Consider the following 20805-nt stretch of genomic DNA (forward strand, 5'->3'; position numbering starts at 1 on the left):
CCTCAACAGCGAGCGGCCGTACGGCTCCCGAGGGAGTCCGTACGGCCGCTCGCCCCTGACTCGGGCCGGCCGAGCACCCGGCCCGGACAGGGCCTACGCGCCGCCCTCGCCCTCCCGCTCCGCGAGGAACTTCTCGAACTCGCGGCCGATCTCATCCGCGGACGGCAGTTCCGCGGGCTCGGCGACCAGGTTGCCGCGGGTCTCCGCGCCCGCGATCGCGTCGTACTGGTGCTCAAGCCCCTGCACCATCGTGACCAGCTCTTCGTCCCCCTCGCCCAACTGCCGCTCGATCTCGGTCTGGGTGCGCTGCGCCTCCGTACGGAGCGAGTGCGCGACGCTCGGCAGCACCAGGCCGGTCGCGGCCGTGATCGCCTCCAGGGCGGTCAGCGCCGCGTCGGGGTAGGAGGACCTGGCGACATAGTGCGGTACGTGCGCGGCGACCCCGAGTACATCGTGGTCCGCCTGCATCAGCCGGTACTCGACCAACGACTCGGCGCTGCCCGGGACCTGCGCCTCGTCGAACGGGCTGCGATGGCCCGGCATGAGGTCGGTGCGGTTGCCGTGCGGGGTCACACCCACCGGGCGGGTATGCGGAACGCCCATCGGGATGCCGTGGAAGTTGACCGAAAGACGCACACCGAGGCGCTCGACGATCTGCCGTACGGCGGTCGCGAATCGCTCCCACTCCACATCCGGCTCGGGGCCGGACAGCAGCAGGAAGGGTGCGCCGGTGGCGTCCTGTACGAGCCGTACATCGAGCGTCGGCGTCTCGTAGTCGGCCCAGCGGTCGCGCCGGAAGGTCAGCAGCGGGCGCCGTGCGCGGTAGTCGACCAGCCTGTCGTGGTCGAAACGGGCCACCACCTGATGGGGCAGCGACTCCAGCAGGTTCTCGACGATCTGGTCGCCGGTCTCACCCGCGTCGATATAGCCGTCGAAGTGGTACAGCATGACCAAGCCCGCCGACTCCTGCGCCAGTGCCATGTCGACGACGGCGAGGCCCTTGGGCTCCCATTCGTACAAACCCTGCGGATCAAGCACGATTACCGCTCCTCCTCGTGTTCATAACGAAGAACGCCCCACAGGGCGCGGGCATTCCCCGCCCCCCGCTGGGCTAACCCCGCGACGCGACACTCACGCGTGGGCCGTGGCGGCACCCCCGGCATTCATGTTCACATTCCTGAACATCCCCGAACATCCCTGAACGTCCCTGAACATCCGTACGGAGCCGCCCAGTTCACACCCGCAGCCCATCACGACCGTCAACTACGGCTTCTGAGGAGGCTTTGGTCCAGACCTTGACATGCCCAAGACGCGTCCCTACCGTCACGGGGCAGCGGTCATGTTCATGGACTCGACCATCGTCCAGATAAGGGAACAGATCCGCCAGGCTCGTACCTCATCGGACCTCAATGGGAAGGCTCCCCCCATGCGCATCCGTACGCTGCTTCCTGCTCTGCTGACCCCGCTGCTCGCCACCGGCTCGCTGTCCCTGCTCGTCGCCCCGACCGCCGGGGCCGCGCCCGCCGGCGCCGCCGCGGTCATCCAGGTCTCGACCGCGGCCCAGCTCAAGTCGGCCCTCACCGCCGCGCGTCCCGGCGATACGATCCAGCTCGCCGACGGCACGTACCAGGGGAACTTCAAGGCGACGACGCCCGGCACCTCCGGCTCCCGTATCACCCTCACCGGTTCGTCCGCCGCGATCCTCACCACCGGCGGCGGGGGGTACGGCCTGCACCTCAACGGGGCCGGCTACTGGACCGTCAAGGGCCTCACCGTCACCAACGCACAGAAGGGCATCGTGACGGACGGGGCCAACGGGGTCGTCATCGACTCCGTGACCGTGCACAACCTGGACATGGAGGGCGTGCACTTCCGCCAGTCCAGCAGCGACGGCGTCCTGAAGAACTCACGGATCTACAACACCGGCAACGACGGCCGGGGCATGGGCGAGGGCGTGTACGTCGGCAGCGCCAACACCCGGTCCGACCGCAGCGACAACGCGCAGATCCTCAACAACACCATCGGCCCGGACATCGGCGGCGAGAACATCGACATCAAGGAAGGCACCACCGGCGCGCGCGTCATCGGCAACACCTTCGACGGCAGCGGCCTCACCGGCGCCAACTACGACGACTCCTGGGTGGACGTCAAGGGCAACAACGTCCTCGTCGAGGGCAACACCGGCAAGAACACGACCAACAACGGCTATGAGACGCACACCCAGCAGAGCGGCTGGGGCTGCGGCACGGTCTTCCGCTCCAACACCTCGGATCTGCGCGGCTCCTCGGGCGCCAACCAGCTCGCCATCAATGTCACCAACAACAGTTCGAGCTGCCGTACCACCGTCTACGGCAGCAACACCGTGACCGGCGGCAAGGGCCTGACGAACATCACCGTCACCCCCTGATCCACCGCCCCCGGATCCCGCCGCCCCACCACCCGCTCCTCACACGTCCACGCACGCGTAAGGCCCGCTCCCCCGAGGGGGAACGGGCCTTACGTTCAGCTACCTACGCTGCCTACGAACGGGACCGGAGCGTCAGCTCTGGCCACCGGCCAGCTTCTCGCGAAGGGCGGCCAGCGCCTCGTCCGACGCCAGGGCGCCGGAGTTGTCCGCGGACTCCGAGGAGTACGAGCCGCCACCGGAGGCGGCCGGAGCGCTGCCCCCGCCGGCGGGCGCGGCAGCACCCTCGGCAGCGGCGGCCTCGTCGGCCTCGCGGGACTTGATGACCTGGGCCTGGTGCTGCTCGAAGCGCTGCTGCGCCTCGGCGTACTGGCCCTCCCACGCCTCACGCTGGGTCTCGAAGCCTTCGAGCCAGTCGTTGGTCTCGGGGTCGAAGCCCTCGGGGTAGATGTAGTTGCCCTGGTCGTCGTAGGACGCGGCCATGCCGTAGAGCGTCGGGTCGAACTCGACCGAGGCCGGGTCGCTGCCGAAGGACTCGTTGGCCTGCTTCAGCGAGAGGCTGATGCGGCGGCGCTCCAGGTCGATGTCGATGACCTTGACGAAGATCTCGTCGTTGACCTGGACGACCTGCTCCGGGATCTCCACGTGGCGCTCGGCCAGCTCGGAGATGTGCACCAGGCCCTCGATGCCCTCGTCGACACGGACGAACGCGCCGAACGGAACGAGCTTGGTGACCTTGCCCGGGACGACCTGACCGATCTGGTGCGTCCTGGCGAACTGCTGCCACGGGTCTTCCTGCGTCGCCTTGAGCGACAGGGAGACACGCTCGCGGTCCATGTCCACGTCGAGCACCTCGACGGTGACTTCCTGGCCGACCTCGACAACCTCGGAGGGGTGGTCGATGTGCTTCCAGGACAGCTCGGAGACGTGCACGAGACCGTCGACGCCGCCGAGGTCCACGAACGCGCCGAAGTTGACGATCGAGGAAACGACGCCGGAGCGGACCTGGCCCTTCTGCAGGGTCGTGAGGAAGGTCTGGCGGACCTCGCTCTGGGTCTGCTCCAGCCAGGCACGGCGGGACAGGACCACATTGTTGCGGTTCTTGTCCAGCTCGATGATCTTGGCTTCGAGCTCCTTGCCCACGTAGGGCTGGAGGTCACGGACGCGGCGCATCTCGACGAGGGAGGCCGGCAGGAAGCCACGGAGGCCGATGTCGAGGATGAGACCACCCTTGACAACCTCGATGACGGTGCCGGTGACGATGCCGTCCTCTTCCTTGATCTTCTCGATCGTGCCCCAGGCGCGCTCGTACTGCGCACGCTTCTTGGACAGGATGAGACGGCCTTCCTTGTCCTCCTTCTGGAGAACCAGGGCCTCGATCTCATCGCCCACGGCGACGACCTCGTTGGGGTCGACGTCGTGCTTGATCGAAAGCTCGCGGGAGGGGATGACGCCTTCGGTCTTGTAACCGATGTCGAGCAGGACCTCGTCCCGGTCGACCTTCACGATGACGCCGTCGACGATGTCGCCGTCGTTGAAGTACTTGATCGTCTCGTCGATCGCGGCGAGGAAGGCTTCCTCGTTACCGATGTCGTTGACCGCAACCTGCGGGGTGGTGGCGGTGGTCTCGGTGCTGCTCGTCATGTGGGAAAGGGCTCCGGTGCGGACAGTGAGTCGTAGGTACTGCTACGCCGTGAGCCTGTATCGCCTCTGCAGAAGCCGGACAGCCAAGGAAGCGCCGGCCCCGGACAGTAGGGAAAGCGCCTCGACAACCGAGGGAACTTACATACAGATGCGAGCGCGGCTGCTACGTCTGAGGCGCGCAAGCCCGCAGCGCAACCTTTAGCATACGGGGGCAGCCGGGCACGGTCAATGCGCGAAGGCGCACACCCGGGGCGGAACTTCTCATACCCGGCACAACAAGCGTTCCATGAGGCCAGGACGGCCCCATACCGACTCCTCGCACACTACGACGACGGACACGATGATCCAAGAGCACGTACCCGAAACCGTTCGCGAAACCGCTGACGAGACCGCTGACGGGACCGCTTTCGAAGGCGCCACCGCCGCGCCCGGAGGCGCGCCCGGTGCCGAGCCCGGCGCCCCGTCCGAAGCCGAGCCCGAAGCCGAGCCCGAGGCGACACGCCGCGACAGCGGGGCCACGGAGAGCAGCCGGGCCAACCGCGGCTGGTGGGACCGGAACGCGGACGACTACCAGATCGAGCACGGCACCTTCCTCGGCGACGACCGTTTCGTCTGGTGCCCCGAAGGGCTCGACGAGGTGGAGGCCGGCCTGCTGGGCCCCCTGGAGTCCCTGCGGGGACTGGACATCCTGGAGATCGGGGCGGGCGCGGCGCAGTGCTCGCGCTGGCTGGCGGCGCAGGGCGCGCGCCCGGTGGCGCTCGATCTCTCCCACCGCCAGCTCCAGCACGCGCTGCGGATCGGCGAGGGCCGTTCGCTGAGCTTCCCGCTCGTGGAGGCGGACGCGGGAGCGCTGCCGTTCCGGGACAGCTCCTTCGATCTGGCCTGCTCCGCCTATGGCGCCATTCCCTTCGTCGCCGATCCGGTGGGGGTGTTCCGCGAGGTACGGCGCGTGCTGCGGCCGGGCGGACGCTGGGTCTTCTCCGTCACGCACCCGGTCCGCTGGGCGTTCCCTGACGAGCCGGGGCCCGAGGGCCTGTCGGTCGCGGCCTCGTACTTCGACCGCACGCCGTATGTGGAGCAGGACGAGGAGGGCCGCGCGGTCTATGTGGAGCACCACAGGACGGTCGGTGACCGGGTGCGGGACGTGGTGGCGGCCGGGTTCCGGCTGATCGATCTGGTCGAGCCGGAGTGGCCGGCCTGGAACACCCAGGAGTGGGGCGGCTGGTCCCCGCTGCGGGGGAACCTGATCCCGGGCACGGCGATCTTCGTCTGCGTACGGGACTGACCGAGAGACCGAGAAGCCGGGGACGGACCGAGGAGCCGAGGGACCGAGGGACCGAGGGACCGAGCAGGGGCCGTACGGGGTCGTCCGCGCGTACGACCCCGTACGACACTGTGCGGGTGATCCGCGACGACATCCTCGGCAGTCTGCCCGTACACACCGCCGTCCCCGCCCTGGAGCGAGCCCTCGACGAGCACGGGTGCGCGGTGCTGTGCGCGCCTCCGGGGACGGGCAAGACGACGCTGGTGCCGCTGGTGCTGGCGGGGCTGCTCGGGGACGGCTCCGGGCCACGGCCGGTACGCCGCGTGATCGTCGCCGAGCCGCGCCGGATCGCCGCGCGTGCGGCGGCCCGCCGGATGGCCTGGCTGCTCGGGGAGCGGGTCGGGGAGCGCGTGGGGTTCACGGTGCGCGGGGAGCGCGCGGTGGGGCGCGCGACGGTGGTGGAGGTGGTGACCACCGGGGTGCTGCTCCAGCGGCTCCAGCGGCTCCAGCGCGACCAGGAGCTGGCCGGGGTCGATGTGGTGATCCTCGACGAGTGCCATGAACGGCATCTGGACGCGGACACGGTGGCCGCGTTCCTGCTGGACGTACGGGCCGCGCTACGGCCGGAGCTGCGGCTCGTCGCCGCGTCGGCGACGACCGACGCGGCCGGATGGGCGCGGCTGCTGGGAAACGCGCCGGTGGTGGAGGCGCGGGGCGTGTCGTATCCGGTGGAGGTGGTCTGGGCGCCGCCCGGCACACCCGTACGGCCACCGCACGGGATGCGGGTCGATCCCGCGCTGCTCACGCACGTGGCGTCGGTGGTCCGGCGGGCGCTGGCCGAACGGGACGGTGATGTGCTCTGCTTCCTGCCCGGTGTGGGGGAGATCGGCCGGGTGGCGGGGCTGCTGGGGGACGCGGCGGCCGAGATCCTCCAGGTGCATGGACGGGCGTCGGCCGCCGCGCAGGACGCGGTCCTGGCGGGATCGGCGGGCTCGGGCGGCCGTCGCGTCGTACTGGCCACGGCGGTGGCCGAATCGAGCCTGACGGTCCCGGGCGTACGGATCGTCGTGGACGCGGGGCTGGCGCGCGAGCCGCGTACCGACCACGCGCGGGGGCTGAGCGCGCTCACGACCGTACGGGTGTCGCAGGCGGGCGCGCGGCAACGGGCGGGACGGGCCGGGCGTGAGGCGCCCGGCACGGTCTACCGCTGCTGGACGGAGGCCGAGGACACCCGGCTGGCCCGCTTCCCCTCTCCCGAGATCAAGGTCGCGGATCTGGCGGCGTTCGCGCTCCAGGCCGCGTGCTGGGGCGACCCGTCGGCAGCGGGCCTGGCGCTGCTCGACCCACCGCCCGCCGGAGCGCTGGCGGCGGCGCGATCCGTACTGGTGGCGATCGGCGCGGTGGAAAGGGCGGACCGGGACGGGGACAGATACGGAGACGGGGGCGAGGACGGGAGCGGGTACGGGGACGGGGACGGGCGCAGCGGCGGGCGGGTCACGGAGCGGGGCGTACGGATGGCCAGGCTCGGGCTGCACCCCCGGCTGGCCCGCGCCCTGCTGGACGGCGCGCCCGAGGTGGGCACGCGGCGGGCGGCCGAGGTGGTGGCCCTGCTGAGCGAGGAGCCGCCGCGCGCGTACGGCGACGATCTCGCGGCGGCGTGGCGTACGGTCCGCCGGGGCGAGGACGGTTACGCGGCGCGCTGGCGCCAGGAGGTACGGCGGCTGGAGCGCGCGCCGGAACTGACCGCGTCCGCCGGACGCCGGGGTAACGGGTCGACCGGGTCTACCGGTTCGACCGGGTCCGACGACGCCGTCGCCGGGCTGATCGCCGCGCTCGCCTTTCCCGAGCGCGTGGCGCGGGCCCGCGGCGAGGGCGCCTGTCTCATGGTGTCGGGCACCGGCGGCGAACTGGGCGAGGGCTCCCGGCTGCGCGGCGCGCCCTGGCTGGCGGTGGCGGTCGCCGACCGTCCCGCCACGGCCGCTTCCGCGCGGGTACGGCTCGCCGCGGTCATCGACGAGGAGACCGCGCGGACCGCGGCCGGCCGGCTGCTGGTGGCGGGCGAGGAGGTGCGCTGGGAGGACGGCGATGTCGTCGCCAGGGAGGTGGAACGGCTCGGTGCGGTCGAGTTGTCCGTGCGTGCCCTGCGAGCGCCGGACGGCCGGCTGGTGCGTGCGGCGCTGCTGGACGGGCTGCGCCGCGAGGGGCTCGGGCTGCTGCACTGGACCCGGGACGCGCGGGGGCTGCGCGACCGACTGGACTTCCTGCACCGGGAGTTGGGCGGCGGCTGGCCCGATGTCTCGGACGCCGCGCTGCTGGCACGCGCGGACGCGTGGCTGGAGCCGGAGCTCTCCAGGGCCCGGCGCCGGTCGGATCTCGGTCGGCTGGACGCGGGACAGGCGCTGCGCCGGCTGCTGCCCTGGACGACAGGCGAGGCGGCGCGGCTGGACGAGCTGGCGCCGGAACGGATCGAGGTGCCGAGCGGTTCGCGAGTACGGGTGGAGTACGGCGGGCCGCAGCCCGTACTGGCCGTGAAGCTCCAGGAGTTGTTCGGTCTGCGCGAGACCCCGCAGGTCGCGGGGGTGCCGGTGCTGGTGCATCTGCTGTCCCCGGCGGGCCGGCCGGCGGCGGTGACGGCGGATCTGGCGTCCTTCTGGCGCGAGGGCTATCGCGCGGTACGGGCGGAGCTGCGGGGCCGCTACCCGCGCCATCCCTGGCCGGAGGACCCCTCGACCGCGGTGCCTACGCGCCGTCTGAACCAGCGGCGTTGAGCGCGGACGCGCCGCCGCCCTCCGGCGGATCGCGCGGAGGGCGGCGGCGTTCGGTGCCTCTCAGGTCCAGGGCTTACGGGGTGTCCGCCGGCGGGGCGGTGACCTTCAGCTCGACGGTCAGCGTCGCGCCGCCCTCGGTCTCGATACGGAGCAGGAATGTGCCTGTCGTGTCGTCCGCGTAGATCTTCGGGAGCTGGAGGGCACCGTCGGCGTCCGTCTTCAGCTCCGTCAGCTCACGGAGCGGTTCGCCGTCCGCGTCCTTGAAGTAGGGCCCGTCGGCGCTCGGGGCGGAGCCGCCCACGGCCGTGATCACGGCGGTCGCGGCGACATCCGACGCGGCTTCCCCCTGGTAGGTGGCCTTGACCGAGACCTGGTCCTCGAACGCCGTGCCGGACTCGGCCGTCAGCTCCTTGTCGCCGGTCCTGGTGAGTCCGTCCGCCTGGCGGGCCGTGACCGACGCGGCGTACTCGACGTCCGCGACGCCCTTGACGTCCACACTGGCCCGGATCGCGAACTCGCCGGTCTGCTCGCCCGCTTGGACGGGCGGGGCGGTCGCCGTGCCGTCCTCGCCGGTGCTGAGGGTCAGCGCGGACTTGCCGGACACGAAGCGGGCGTCGGTGTCGCCGACGATCTCGAACCGCACCGGGACGTCCGCGACGGGCTCGCCTGCCGCGTCCACGGCGCGTACCGAGGTCCGCTCCGTGAACTGGCTGCCCGCCATGGCCGTGAGCGTGCCCGTGTCGGTCTTCTCGATCCGCTTGACGACGGGCTTCGGGGCGGGCGTGGTGGGCGGGGCGGGCGGGGTGGTGGAGCCGCCGCCCGGCTTGGTCGGGCCGCCACCCGGGGTGGACGGGCCGGTGCCGGGAGGGGTCGGGTCGCTGGGCTTGGGCGGCTTCGGCGTGTCGGGGCTCGGCGGCGGGGTCGGGCTGGGCGAGGGGCCCGGGTCGGCGGGGCCGGTGCCGACGGGCAGCACGCCCGTACCGTCCGGGACCTCGTGCGTGCCCTTGTTGTAGTACTCGAACCAGGTCAGGACGGTGGTCAGATACTCCTGCGACTGGTTGTAGCTGAGGATCGCCCGACGGAGATCGGCGTCGACGGACAGATCGCGGTCCGCGTGGCAGAGGTACTCCCCCGCCGCGAGCGCCGCGTCGTAGATGTTGCTGGGGTCCTTACGGCCGTCGCCGTTGGCGTCCCGGCCCCAGGTCGCCCAGGTGGACGGGATGAACTGCATCGGGCCGACCGCGCGGTCGTGCGTGGAGTCGCCGTCGTACTCGCCGTTGTCGGTGTCGGAGATATTCGCGAAGCCGATGCCGTTGAGCACCGGACCGAGGATCGGCGACGTCGTGGTGCCATTGGCGTCCACCCGGCCGCCGCGCGCCTGGCCCGACTCGACCTTCCCGATGGCGGCGAGCAGTTGCCAGGGCAGATTGCAGCCGGGCTTGGTCTCCGCGAGGGACTGCTCCGCCTGCTTGTACGCGGCCAGCACCGAGGCCGGTATGCCCGCTTCCGCCGGGCCTGTACCGATGGCCGGCAGATCGATCGAGGTGCCGGGCTTGTCGGGCGTGGTGAGCGGTGGAAGCTCGGTGTAGTACGGGGAGTTGCCGGTGGCCGACGAGCCGGCGGGCGGGTTCGCGTCGGCGGCCGACTGGGCACCGCCCGCGTCGGGGGGGATGGCGCCCGGTGCTTGGGAAGCGGAGAGGGCCGCGATCGCGGCGGCGGCCACCGCGGTGGTGGTCGCTCCTCTGCGCAAGCGCCTGCCGAATAGCGCGGACATATGTCTGGCCCCTCCCGTGGTCGGCTGTTCGCGCTCCCCGCGCGAGGACTCAGGCGACCCTATGTCAACTCCTCGCCCCAGCACACCGGTCCGTGACCGCTTTTCACCAGTTCGCCACCTGTGAGTCGCCCTGATGCCCGAAGAGCCCTCACCAAGGGCACCTCGGGCATCATCGTCAGGGCATCGCCGGTCCCGCGTCCGTCCCCGGCACCGCCCGTCAGTGCGCCGCCGACTCCCAGTCCCCGCCCACGCCCACCGACACATCCAGCGGCGCGCGCAGTTCGACCGCCGTCGACATCTCGCGGCGCAGCAGCTCCTCCACCGGCTCGCGCTCGCCCGGCGCGATCTCCAGGACGATTTCGTCATGGACCTGGAGGAGCATCCGGGAGGTCAGTCCCGCCTCGGCCATCGCGCGGTCGACCTTGAGCATGGCGACCTTGACGATGTCCGCCGCGGTGCCCTGGATGGGGGCGTTGAGCGCCATCCGCTCGGCCATCTCCCTGCGCTGCCTGTTGTCGCTGTTGAGGTCCGGGAGATAGCGGCGGCGGCCGAGCATCGTCTCCGTATAGCCGGTGGCCCTGGCCTCCACGACCGCGCGCTGCAGATAGTCCCGTACGCCCCCGAAGCGCTCGAAGAACGTGTCCATCAGGGCGCGTGACTCGGCCGCCTCGATGTTCAGCTGCTGCGAGAGCCCGAACGCCGAGAGACCGTAGGCCAGTCCGTACGACATCGCCTTGATCTTGCGGCGCATCTCGGGGTCGACCGCGGACTTCTTCACCCCGAACACCTGGGAGGCGACCGTCGTGTGCAGGTCCTCGCCCGAGGTGAAGGCCTCGATCAGCCCGGCGTCCTCGGAGAGATGGGCCATCACCCGCAGTTCGATCTGGCTGTAGTCGGCCGTCATCAGCGACTCGTACCCCTCGCCCACGACGAAGCCGCGCCGGATCGCCCGGCCCTCGTCGGTGCGGACCGGGATGTTCTGCAGATTGGGGTCGGTGGAGGAGAGCCGGCCGGTCGCCGCCACCGTCTGGTTGAAGGTGGTGTGGATGCGGCCGTCGGCCGCGATCGTCTTGATCAGGCCCTCGACCGTCACCCGCAGCTTCGCCTGTTCACGGTGGCGCAGCATGATCACCGGCAGTTCGTGCTCGGTCTGGGCGGCCAGCCAGGCGAGCGCGTCGGCGTCCGTCGTATAACCGGTCTTGGTCTTCTTCGTCTTGGGCAGGCCCAGCTCACCGAAGAGGACTTCCTGGAGCTGCTTGGGCGAGCCGAGGTTGAACTCATGGCCGACGGCGGCGTGCGCCTCCTTCACGGCCTGTTGCACGGCGCCCGCGAACTGCTGCTCCATGGCCTCCAGATGGGCGCGGTCGGCGGCGATGCCGTGCCGCTCCAGCCGGGCGAGCAGCTCGGAGGTGGGCAGCTCCACGTCCTGGAGCAGTTCGGTGGCACCGACCTCGCCCAGCCGCTCGGTGAAGGCGTCACCCAGATCGAGGACGGCGCGGGCCTGTGCCATCAGCGCCTCGGCCTCGGCCTGCTCGTCGGTGCCGAACGCGAGCTGTCCGTCGGCGGTGGCCGGGGCCAGCTCCCTGCCCAGATATTCGATGGCGAGCGTGTCGAGCGCGAAGGAGCGGCGGCCCGGCTTGACCAGATAGGCGGCGAGGGCGGTGTCCATCGTGACGCCGCCGACCCGCCAGCCGTGCTCGGGGGCGACACGCATCGCGCCCTTCGCGTTGTGCATGACCTTGGGCCGGGCCTCGTCGGCGAGCCAGGCCGCGAAGGCCCCTTCGTCGGACTCGTCCAGCTGGGTCGGATCGAACCAGGCCGCCGCGCCGCCGGCCGCGGCGAGCGCGACCTCGCTGACGCTGCCCGTACCCAGCGACCAGGTGTCGGCCGTGGCGACACCGAGCGGCTGCGCGCCGTGCTCCGCGAGCCAGGGCGCCAGCTCGCCCGAGGCCAGCACCGAACCGTCCAGCTCCACCCCGGCGGCCGGCGCCGGGGCCTCGTCCTCGGCGGCGCCGGGATCCACCGCGAGCAGCCGCTCGCGCAGGCTGGGGTTACGGATCTCCAGAACCTCCAGCACGCCGATCAGGGCCGTACGGTCGTACGGGGCGCGCTCCAGCTCCTGCGGGGTCTTGGGCAGCTCGACATCGCACGACAGCTCCGTGAGCCTGCGGTTGAGCTTGACCGACTCCAGATGGTCCCGGAAGTTCTGTCCGGCCTTGCCCTTCACCTCGTCGGCGCGCGCGACCAACTCGTCGAACGAGCCGAACTGGTTGATCCACTTCGCGGCGGTCTTCTCACCGACGCCCGGGATACCGGGGAGATTGTCGGACGGGTCGCCGCGCAGGGCCGCGAAGTCCGGGTACTGCGCCGGGGTCAGTCCGTACTTCTCCTGGACCTTCTCCGGGGTGAAGCGGGTCAGTTCGGAGACACCCTTGGTGGGGTACAGCACCGTCGTGTGCTCGCTGATGAGCTGGAACGAGTCCCGGTCGCCGGTGACGATCAGCACCTCGAAGCCCGCGGCCTCGGCCTGGCGGGCGAGCGTCGCGATGACATCGTCCGCCTCGAACCCCTCGATCGCGAACCGGTCGGCGCGCATCGCGTCCAGCAGCTCGCCGATCAGCTCGACCTGCCCCTTGAACTCGTCGGGCGTCTTGGAGCGGTTGGCCTTGTACTCCGGGAACTCCTCGGAGCGCCAGGTCTTGCGGGACACGTCGAAGGCGACGGCGAAATGCGTGGGCGACTCGTCACGCAATGTGTTCGCCAGCATCGACGCGAAGCCGTAGATGGCGTTCGTCGGCTGGCCGGTCGCGGTCGTGAAATTCTCCGCGGGCAGCGCGAAGAACGCCCGGTACGCCAGGGAGTGCCCGTCCATGAGGAGCAGGCGAGGACGGTTGTCTGCGGTCTTCTTCGATGCTGTCTCAGCCACGTACCCGATCCTGCCACGTCGCACTGACAATCCCGGCCGCGCCGACCGTCCGCGACGGCCCCGTACCCGCGTCGCCCCGGCCTCATCCGCCCTCCGCGCGTGACGAGTCAGACATGGGCCGGACGTATCGTGGCCACAGAGGCGTGAGATGATTGTCTACTGTAGACAATCGGATTCAGCCTCACTGAGTTCATAGGAGAGCGTGATGGCCAGCAAGCCGCCGGCAGGCGATCCGGTACAGGATTCGCCGCAGGTCAAGGCCCCCAAGCACGCCGCGGCGGGAATTCCCGCGGTCGCGCATTCCCTGCTCATCTCACACCAGCAGATGGGTACGCGCCGCACCGCGCGGACGCTCCTGAAGGTCAACCAGAAGAATGGTTTCGACTGTCCCGGCTGCGCCTGGCCCGAGGGCGACCACCGGCACACCGCCGAGTTCTGCGAGAACGGCGCCAAGGCCGTCGCGGAGGAGGCGACCGTCCGCAGGGTCACTCCGGAGTTCTTCGCCGAGCACCCCGTGTCGGATCTCTTCGAGCGGAGCGGCTACTGGCTCGGCCAGCAGGGCCGGATCACGCACCCCATGTATCTGCCCGAGGGCGCCGACCAGTACGAACCCATCAGCTGGGAGCGCGCCTTCGCGATCATCGCCGAGGAGCTCAACGCCCTAGCGTCACCCGACGAGGCCTGCTTCTACACCTCGGGGCGCACCAGCAACGAGGCCGCGTTCCTCCTCCAGCTCTTCGCGCGCGAGTTCGGCACGAACAACCTGCCCGACTGCTCGAACATGTGCCATGAGTCCTCCGGTTCCGCCCTCTCGGAGACCATCGGCATCGGCAAGGGCAGCGTCTCCCTCGACGACATGCACCAGGCCGATCTGATCATCGTCGCGGGCCAGAACCCGGGCACCAACCACCCCCGGATGCTCTCCGCGCTGGAGAAGGCCAAGGCCGCCGGTGCGAAGATCATCTCGGTGAACCCGCTGCCCGAGGCCGGTCTGGAACGGTTCAAGAACCCGCAGACCCCGCTCGGCATGATCAGGGGCGCCGCCCTCACCGACCTCTTCCTGCAGATCCGTATCGGCGGCGACCAGGCGCTGTTCCGGCTGCTCAACCGGCTCGTCCTGGAGACCCCGGGCGCCATCGACGAGGCGTTCATCGAGGAACACACCCACGGGTACGAGGAGTTCAGGGCCGCCGCGCTCGCCGCCGACTGGGACGAGACCCTTGTCGCCACCGGTCTGCAGCGGGCCGAGATCGAGAAGGCCGCCGAGATGGCCCTCGCCTCGAAGCGCACCATCGTCTGCTGGGCGATGGGCCTGACCCAGCACAAGCACTCCGTGCCGACCATCCGCGAAGTCGTCAACTTCCTGCTGCTGCGCGGCAACATCGGCCGCCCCGGCGCGGGGGTCTGCCCGGTGCGCGGACACTCCAATGTGCAGGGCGACCGCACGATGGGCATCTTCGAGCGGCCCGATCCGGCCTTTCTCGACCGCCTTGACCAGGAGTTCTCCATCACCTCGCCCCGCCACCACGGTTACGACGTGGTGCGCTCCATCGAGGCGATGCGCGACGGCGACGCCAAGGTCTTCTTCGCCATGGGCGGCAACTTCGTCGGGGCGACGCCCGACACCGAGGTCACCGAGGCCGCGATGCGCCGAACGCGGCTGACGGTGCATGTGTCCACCAAGCTCAACCGCTCGCACGTGGTGACCGGCGTACGCGCGCTGATCCTGCCCACGCTCGGCCGTACCGACAAGGACATCCAGGCCGGCGGCAAGCAGATCGTCACCGTCGAGGACTCCATGGGCATGGTGCACGCCTCGCGCGGCAATCTGCCGCCCGCCGGCCCCCATCTGCTCTCCGAGCCCGCCATCATCACCAACATGGCGCGCGCCGTCCTCGGCCCCTCCTCGACCACGCCCTGGGAGGACTTCGAGAAGGACTACGCGAACATCCGCGACCGGATCGCGCGCGTCGTCCCCGGCTTCGAGGACTTCAACGCGCGGGTCGCCCGCCCCGGCGGCTTCGAACTGCCGCACGCGCCGCGCGACGAGCGCCGCTTCCCCACCGCCACCGGCAAGGCCAACTTCACCGCCGCACCCGTGGAGTACCCCAGACTGCCCGAGGGGCGGCTGCTGCTCCAGACGATGCGCTCGCACGACCAGTACAACACCACCATCTACGGTCTTGACGACCGCTACCGCGGTATCAAGGGCGGTCGCCGCATCGTCATGGTCAACCCCGACGACGCGCGCGAACTCGGCCTCGTCGACGGCGCGTTCACCGACATCGTCAGTGAGTGGAAGGACGGTGTGGAGCGCCGGGCCCCGGGCTTCCGGGTGGTGCACTACCCGACCGCCCGCGGCTGCGCCGCCGCCTACTACCCGGAGACCAATGTGCTGGTGCCGCTCGATGCCACGGCCGATACGAGCAACACCCCGACGAGCAAGTCCGTCGTGGTGCGCTTCGAGTAGCGGAGGGAACCGGCGGGGCCAGGACGGGGGCTAAGCGTTCGCTCAGTCATCTGATATGCAGGACGGTGCACAGAGCACGTACGTCACGTACTCCGCGTACGTCACGTACTTCGTACGCCATCACCGCAGCCGATCGGAGCCGGGCCCATGGGTGAGCAGCCCTCCACGAAGTTCCCTCAGGAGATCATCGACGAGTACGCCGCGCTCGGCGTCGACCTGCCCGCGCTCTTCTCCGCGGGCCATCTCGGCACCCGCATGGAGGTGCGGATCGTCGAGGCCGCCGCGGAACGCGTCGTCGGCACCATGCCGGTGGAGGGCAACACCCAGCCGTACGGACTGCTGCACGGCGGCGCCTCCGCCGTTCTCGCCGAGACCCTCGGCTCCATCGGCGCCATGCTGCACGGCGGCACGAGCAAGGTCGCGGTGGGCGTGGACCTCAACTGCACCCACCACCGGGGCGTACGGAGCGGACTGGTCACGGGCGTCGCCACCCCCGTCCACCGCGGCCGGTCCACCGCGACCTACGAGATCGTCATCACCGACGAGCGGGACAAGCGGGTCTGCACCGCGCGGCTGACCTGTCTGCTCCGCGACGCGGAGGCGGACGCCGCGCCGAACGAGAACGTGTAGCGAGGATCCCGCCTTCCGCTGCCACGAGGGCGCGTACGGGAATGCCCGTACGCGCCCTTGTACATGCCCGGAGCACCGCCTACTCTGCGCCCATGACCACGGCCGGACAGTGCGGGCGCCGCCCGGCCGCCCGATGCTCGCTCGCACTCTGCGCCGCCCTCCTCGGCGGCGCGCTGGCCGGTTGCGGCGGTGGCGGGGCGGCCGTCCCCGACCCGGACGCCACCCCCGCGGCACACCGCACCACCCCGGCCGAGCTCTGCACCGCGCTCGTCTCGTACTGGGCGAAGGAAGCGCTCAAGGGCTCCGAGTGGGCAGGGCTCGACTGGGAACAGAAGGGGCTGTCCAATGAGCAGTACGCCATCCACGAAGAGGTCGTGGCCGCGGCGCGCGCCGAGCGGACGAAGCACGGCGACGCGGCGGCACAGGCTCTGATCGACCGCAGGACCGCGGCACGGTGCGCCGCCATGAACGGCGCCACCGGCAGCTCCGAGAATTGGCGCGAATCGGACTGGACACGGTCCGGACAACGCCTCGGAACCCCCGTCCGACATCACGCTGTGTAACAATCAAGTGAACGAGGACTCTCACACTGCCCGCACAGACACCCCCGCTGCCCGCTTTCCCGCCCTCCCGTGCCCGATTGAGCGGTCAGCACCAAAATGGGCCCAAGTACCTTAGCGGAACTGGGCGTTCTCACCATGTGGTCGTTTTGGGAAAGCGCGGAAACGCCCCATTTGCCCCAGCTGTGGCCGCCAAGCGTTGGCCCGGGCATAACAAGACAGTCACATCCTTCGCGCACCACTCCACGAGTCCCTCACCTGCGCTTAGAGTCACGGCCAGTCACCGCGCCGCCAGGCACGCACCCCAGTGCGCTCCACGCGACTGAACCCGTGTCCCGGCGAACGCGAACGGCACCTCAGCAGAGGAGGCCGCGCCAGGGAAAGGATTCATCGTGCGACACCGTTCCTTGCTCATCCTCACCACCGTGATCACCACGGGAGCGCTCACACTCACCGCTTGTGGTTCTCGCGACGAAGGCAAGAGCACCGGCGCGAGCGACAAGATAACCGTCGTCATCGGTGTCGACGCGCCGCTCACCGGTTCGCTGTCCGCGCTCGGCCAGGGCATCAAGAACTCGGTCGACCTCGCCGCCAAGACCGCGAACAAGACCAACGAGGTCCCCGGCGTCGAGTTCAAGATCGAGGCCCTCGACGACCAGGCCGTCCCGGCCTCCGGCCAGGCCAACGCCACCAAGCTCGTCGGCAACAAGGACGTCCTCGGCGTCGTCGGCCCGCTGAACTCCGGCGTCGCCCAGTCGATGCAGGGTGTCTTCAACTCCGCCGAGCTCCTCCAGGTCTCCCCCGCCAACACCAACCCGTCGCTGAGCCAGGGCGACAACTGGGCCAAGGGCGATCTGAAGCGCCCCTTCGCGTCGTACTTCCGCACGGCCGCCACGGACGTCGTCCAGGGCAAGTTCGCCGCGCAGTACTACTACAACGACGCCAAGAAGCGGAAGGTCTTCGTCGTCGACGACAAGCAGACCTACGGCGCCGGCCTCGCCTCCATCTTCTCCGAGGAGTTCAAGCGCCTCGGCGGCACGGTCGTCGGCACCGACCACGTCACGGTCAAGGAGACCGACTTCTCCTCCACCGCCGACAAGGTCAAGGCCGCGGGCGCGGACTCCGTCTACTTCGGCGGCCAGTACCCCGAGGGCGGACTGCTCTCCGACCAGATCAAGAAGACGGGCGCCAAGATCCCCACCATGGGTGGCGACGGCATCTACGACCCGAACTTCATCTCGGCCTCCGGTGAGTCCAACGACGGTGACTTCGCCACCTCCATCGGCTACCCCGTGGAGAAGCTCGACACCGCCAAGAAGTTCATCGCCGACTACGCGGCCGAGAACTACAAGGACCCCTACGCGGCCTACGGCGGCTACTCCTACGACGCCGGCTGGACGATCATCCAGGCCGTCAAGGCCGTCGTCGCCGCCAACGACGGCAAGCTCCCCGACGACGCCCGCAAGCAGGTCGTCGAGGCCACCAGCAAGGTCAGCTTCGACGGGGTGACCGGCAAGGTCTCCTTCGACGAGTACGGCGACACCACCAACAAGCAGCTGACCGTGTACAAGGTCGAAGGCGGCGCCTGGAAGGACGTCAAGAGCGCCACATTCGAGGACTGACCTCCCGGACAACAGCCCCCACACCACGACCGGACCGCGCGAGGGCGCAACAGCGCCCTCGCGCGGTGTCATATCCGACACGCTCATCGGAGGCCCTGCGGTGAACGAACTGCCGCAACAGCTGGCCAACGGCCTTGCCCTCGGTGCCCTTTACGGCTTGATCGCCATCGGGTACACCATGGTCTACGGCATCGTCCAGCTCATCAACTTCGCCCATGGCGAGATCTTCATGATCGGGGGCTTCGGTGCCCTCACCACCTACACCTGGCTCCCCGGCGGAACCTCCCTGCTGGTGGCGATCCCGCTCATGATCATAGGTGGCGCCATAGCCGCGGTGGCCGTGGCCACCGCCGCCGAACGCTTCGCCTACCGCCCCCTGCGCGGAGCGCCCAGGCTCGCGCCGCTGATCACCGCGATCGGCCTGTCCATCACACTGCAGCAGCTCGTCTGGGCCTTCTACCCCGATGCCAAGAAGGCCGTCAGCTTCCCCGAGTTCAAGGGTGAGTCCTTCCAGCTGACGGACAACCTCTACATCCAGCGGGCCGACGCGTTCATCTTCGTCCTCGCCCCCCTGTGCATGCTCGCCCTCGGACTCTTCGTCTCCAAGAGCCGCAGCGGACGCGCCATGCAGGCCACGTCCCAGGACCGGGACACCGCCAAGCTCATGGGCATCAACACCGACCGCATCATCGTGATGGCCTTCGCCATCGGCGCCGCCTTCGCCGCGGTCGCCGCGGTCGCCTACGGACTCGACAAGGGCCAGATCAACTTCGAGATGGGCTTCCTCCTCGGACTCAAGGCGTTCACCGCAGCCGTCCTCGGAGGCATCGGCAATATCTACGGAGCCATGGTCGGCGGCGTCGTGCTCGGCCTCGCCGAAGCCATGTCGATCGCCTACATCGAGGAAATCCCCGGCATGCAACAGCTCGGCGGCGGCGCCTGGGCCAACGTCTGGGCGTTCGTACTTCTCATCGTCGTACTCCTCGTCAGGCCACAGGGCCTGCTCGGTGAGCGCGTCGCGGATCGGGCGTGAGAACTATGACCGACACAGCCTCCTCCCGCACCACGCGGCTGCGCGCGCTCGCCCTCGCCGGCGGCATCGCCACCGTAGCCAGCACGTTCCTCTCCTGGACCTACACCACCGAGTTCCCCGGCGACCTCACCGTCTACGGCTACCCGGGCGGCCTCCAGCTCCTCACCCTCACCGCCGGACTGCTCACCGCGCTCTTCGCGCTCTCCGCACTCGGCGTCAAGGGCCTGCGCTGGCTCACCCCCACCGGCTCCACCAAGGCGCTCCAGCTGCTCGCCCTCGGCGGCCTGGCCACCACCTGGTTCACCGTCATCGCCATCGCGGTCGAACTCGGCGGAGTCGTCAACCTCGAACCCGGCGGATTCGTCGCGGCCGTCGTCACCGTCATCCCGGTCGTCGCGGCCTTCCTGCTCCCCGACGACACCCGCAAGGCCACACGGCCCAAGGAACTCCCCTCCTGGGCAGAGATCCTGATCATCGTCGCCGCGTTCGCCATCGGGCTCTTCGTCTTCACCTACGGCATCGACACCGAGTACGCCGAACTCTTCACCGGCTTCCTGCTCACCGTCGGATTCACCGCCACCGCGCTCTTCAAGGCCGGCCTCATCGCCCGCCTCAACGGGCTCACCGCCAAATACCGGATGATCGCCGTCTCGGCCGCGTTCGTCGCCGCCGCGGCCTTCCCCTTCACCCAGAGCACCGACCAGTTCACCCTGATCGCGGTCAACATCCTCATCTTCGCGACCGTCGCCCTCGGACTGAACATCGTCGTCGGCCTGGCCGGCCTGCTCGACCTCGGCTACGTCGCGTTCCTCGGCGTCGGCGCCTACACGGCGGCCCTCGTCTCCGGAACCACCGCGTCCGTCTTCGACATCCACTTCCCCTTCTGGGCCGCCGTCCTCACCGGCGCCGTCGTCTCGCTGGTCTTCGGCGTCCTCATCGGCGCACCCACCCTGCGACTGCGCGGCGACTACCTCGCCATCGTCACCCTCGGCTTCGGAGAGATCTTCCGTATCGCCGTCGGCAACCTCGACGGCGTCTCCGGCCCCCGCATCACCAACGGCCCCAACGGTGTCCCGAACATCCCCGACCTCAACTTCTTCGGGTACAACTTCGGCGAATCCCACACCGTCCTCGGCATCGAACTCGGCTCCTACGCCAACTACTACCTGCTGATGCTGCTCGCCATGATCCTCGTGGTGATCGTCTTCAGCCGGGCGGGCAACTCCCGCATCGGCCGCGCCTGGGTCGCCATCCGCGAGGACGAGACCGCCGCCACCGCCATGGGCATCAACGGCTTCCGCGTCAAACTGATCGCCTTCGCCCTCGGCGCCACCCTCGCCGGCCTCGCCGGCACCGTACAGGCGCACGTCCAGCACACCGTGGTCCCCGAGATGTACGTCTTCGCCGGACCCGTACCGCCGAACTCCGCCTTCCTGCTCGCCGCCGTCATCCTCGGCGGCATGGGCACCATCACCGGCCCCCTCATCGGCGCCTCGCTGCTCTACCTCATCCCGGCGAAGCTCCAGTTCCTCCAGGACTACCAGCTCCTCGGCTTCGGAATCGCGCTCATCCTCCTCATGCGCTTCCGCCCCGAAGGGCTCATCGCCAACCGGCGCGCACAGCTCGAATTCCACGAGACCGACCAGCTCGACGTACCCGACGACAAACCCGGCGCGGGCGTCAGCACCGCCAAGGCGGGGGCGTGAACGA

13 protein-coding genes are annotated in these 20805 nt (G+C 69.9%); 9 read left to right on the forward strand and 4 right to left on the reverse strand.

Translation table 11 applies throughout. The features are described 5' to 3' along the window. Nucleotides 1-93: 93 nt before the first annotated feature. The gene (locus tag AB0M67_RS03520) at nt 94-1038 is read right to left on the reverse strand and encodes a PAC2 family protein (protein ID WP_030353625.1); all 945 of its coding nucleotides are present in this window, start codon (nt 1036-1038) and stop codon (nt 94-96) included. 388 nt (nt 1039-1426) lie between these two features. On the opposite strand from AB0M67_RS03520, the gene AB0M67_RS03525 reads away from it, so the two are divergent. After that, nucleotides 1427-2407 (forward strand): sheath polysaccharide-degrading enzyme, encoded by a 981-nt coding sequence (locus AB0M67_RS03525; RefSeq protein ID WP_365742164.1) that lies wholly within the window; start codon nt 1427-1429, stop codon nt 2405-2407. Between the two features lie 132 nt (nt 2408-2539). On the opposite strand, the gene rpsA is transcribed toward AB0M67_RS03525, so the two are convergent. After that, nucleotides 2540-4048 carry a 30S ribosomal protein S1 gene (gene rpsA / locus AB0M67_RS03530; protein WP_030353622.1) on the reverse strand — a complete coding sequence of 503 codons (1509 nt, stop codon included), beginning with the start codon at nt 4046-4048 and terminating at the stop codon, nt 2540-2542. A 340-nt stretch (nt 4049-4388) separates the two neighbouring features. Between rpsA and AB0M67_RS03535 the strand changes: the two genes are divergently transcribed. Together AB0M67_RS03535 and AB0M67_RS03540 are read left to right on the forward strand one after the other, a co-directional pair. Then, nucleotides 4389-5333, forward strand: a complete 945-nt coding sequence (locus AB0M67_RS03535; RefSeq protein WP_365742165.1) for a class I SAM-dependent methyltransferase — start codon at nt 4389-4391, stop codon at nt 5331-5333. 116 nt (nt 5334-5449) lie between these two features. Further along, the gene (locus AB0M67_RS03540; RefSeq protein WP_365742167.1) at nt 5450-8080 is read left to right on the forward strand and encodes an ATP-dependent helicase C-terminal domain-containing protein; all 2631 of its coding nucleotides are present in this window, start codon (nt 5450-5452) and stop codon (nt 8078-8080) included. A 73-nt stretch (nt 8081-8153) separates the two neighbouring features. On the opposite strand, the gene AB0M67_RS03545 is transcribed toward AB0M67_RS03540, so the two are convergent. Together AB0M67_RS03545 and polA are read right to left on the reverse strand one after the other, a co-directional pair. Continuing rightward, a complete protein-coding gene (locus AB0M67_RS03545) occupies nt 8154-9854 on the reverse strand; it encodes a lytic transglycosylase domain-containing protein (RefSeq protein WP_365742169.1) in 1701 nt (566 codons plus the stop codon). A 217-nt stretch (nt 9855-10071) separates the two neighbouring features. Beyond that, nucleotides 10072-12780 (reverse strand): DNA polymerase I, encoded by a 2709-nt coding sequence (gene polA, locus AB0M67_RS03550; RefSeq protein WP_365742171.1) that lies wholly within the window; start codon nt 12778-12780, stop codon nt 10072-10074. Nucleotides 12781-12985: 205 nt separating this feature from the next. Between polA and AB0M67_RS03555 the strand changes: the two genes are divergently transcribed. From AB0M67_RS03555 to AB0M67_RS03580, 6 genes are all read left to right on the forward strand, one after another. Next, the gene (locus AB0M67_RS03555; RefSeq protein WP_365742173.1) at nt 12986-15250 is read left to right on the forward strand and encodes an FdhF/YdeP family oxidoreductase; all 2265 of its coding nucleotides are present in this window, start codon (nt 12986-12988) and stop codon (nt 15248-15250) included. A gap of 147 nt (nt 15251-15397) precedes the next feature. Beyond that, complete coding sequence (locus AB0M67_RS03560; protein WP_365742175.1) at nt 15398-15880, forward strand: hotdog fold thioesterase; 483 nt, start codon at nt 15398-15400, stop codon at nt 15878-15880. 92 nt (nt 15881-15972) lie between these two features. Then, on the forward strand, nt 15973-16443 hold the full coding sequence (locus tag AB0M67_RS03565) for a hypothetical protein (protein ID WP_365742177.1): 471 nt from the start codon (nt 15973-15975) through the stop codon (nt 16441-16443). Nucleotides 16444-16832: 389 nt separating this feature from the next. Further along, entirely contained in the window at nt 16833-18062 is a 1230-nt protein-coding gene (locus AB0M67_RS03570; protein ID WP_365742178.1) for a branched-chain amino acid ABC transporter substrate-binding protein, read from the forward strand. A gap of 100 nt (nt 18063-18162) precedes the next feature. Next, on the forward strand, nt 18163-19095 hold the full coding sequence (locus AB0M67_RS03575) for a branched-chain amino acid ABC transporter permease (RefSeq protein ID WP_365742180.1): 933 nt from the start codon (nt 18163-18165) through the stop codon (nt 19093-19095). Nucleotides 19096-19100: 5 nt separating this feature from the next. After that, a complete protein-coding gene (locus AB0M67_RS03580) occupies nt 19101-20801 on the forward strand; it encodes a branched-chain amino acid ABC transporter permease (RefSeq protein ID WP_365742182.1) in 1701 nt (566 codons plus the stop codon). Nucleotides 20802-20805: the final 4 nt, after the last annotated feature.

The sequence above is a fragment of the Streptomyces sp. NPDC051662 genome (assembly GCF_040681655.1).
In the GTDB taxonomy this organism is placed as follows: domain Bacteria; phylum Actinomycetota; class Actinomycetes; order Streptomycetales; family Streptomycetaceae; genus Streptomyces.

Bases quoted from the DNA above. Each gene is read 5' to 3' on its own strand.
- AB0M67_RS03580 (WP_365742182.1), top strand. From the start codon at position 19,101: ATGACCGACACAGCCTCCTCCCGCACCACGCGGCTGCGCGCGCTCGCC.
- rpsA (WP_030353622.1), bottom strand. From the start codon at position 4,048: ATGACGAGCAGCACCGAGACCACCGCCACCACCCCGCAGGTTGCGGTC.
- AB0M67_RS03565 (WP_365742177.1), top strand. From the start codon at position 15,973: ATGACCACGGCCGGACAGTGCGGGCGCCGCCCGGCCGCCCGATGCTCG.
- AB0M67_RS03535 (WP_365742165.1), top strand. From the start codon at position 4,389: ATGATCCAAGAGCACGTACCCGAAACCGTTCGCGAAACCGCTGACGAG.
- AB0M67_RS03560 (WP_365742175.1), top strand. From the start codon at position 15,398: ATGGGTGAGCAGCCCTCCACGAAGTTCCCTCAGGAGATCATCGACGAG.
- AB0M67_RS03545 (WP_365742169.1), bottom strand. From the start codon at position 9,854: ATGTCCGCGCTATTCGGCAGGCGCTTGCGCAGAGGAGCGACCACCACC.
- AB0M67_RS03555 (WP_365742173.1), top strand. From the start codon at position 12,986: ATGGCCAGCAAGCCGCCGGCAGGCGATCCGGTACAGGATTCGCCGCAG.
- AB0M67_RS03525 (WP_365742164.1), top strand. From the start codon at position 1,427: ATGCGCATCCGTACGCTGCTTCCTGCTCTGCTGACCCCGCTGCTCGCC.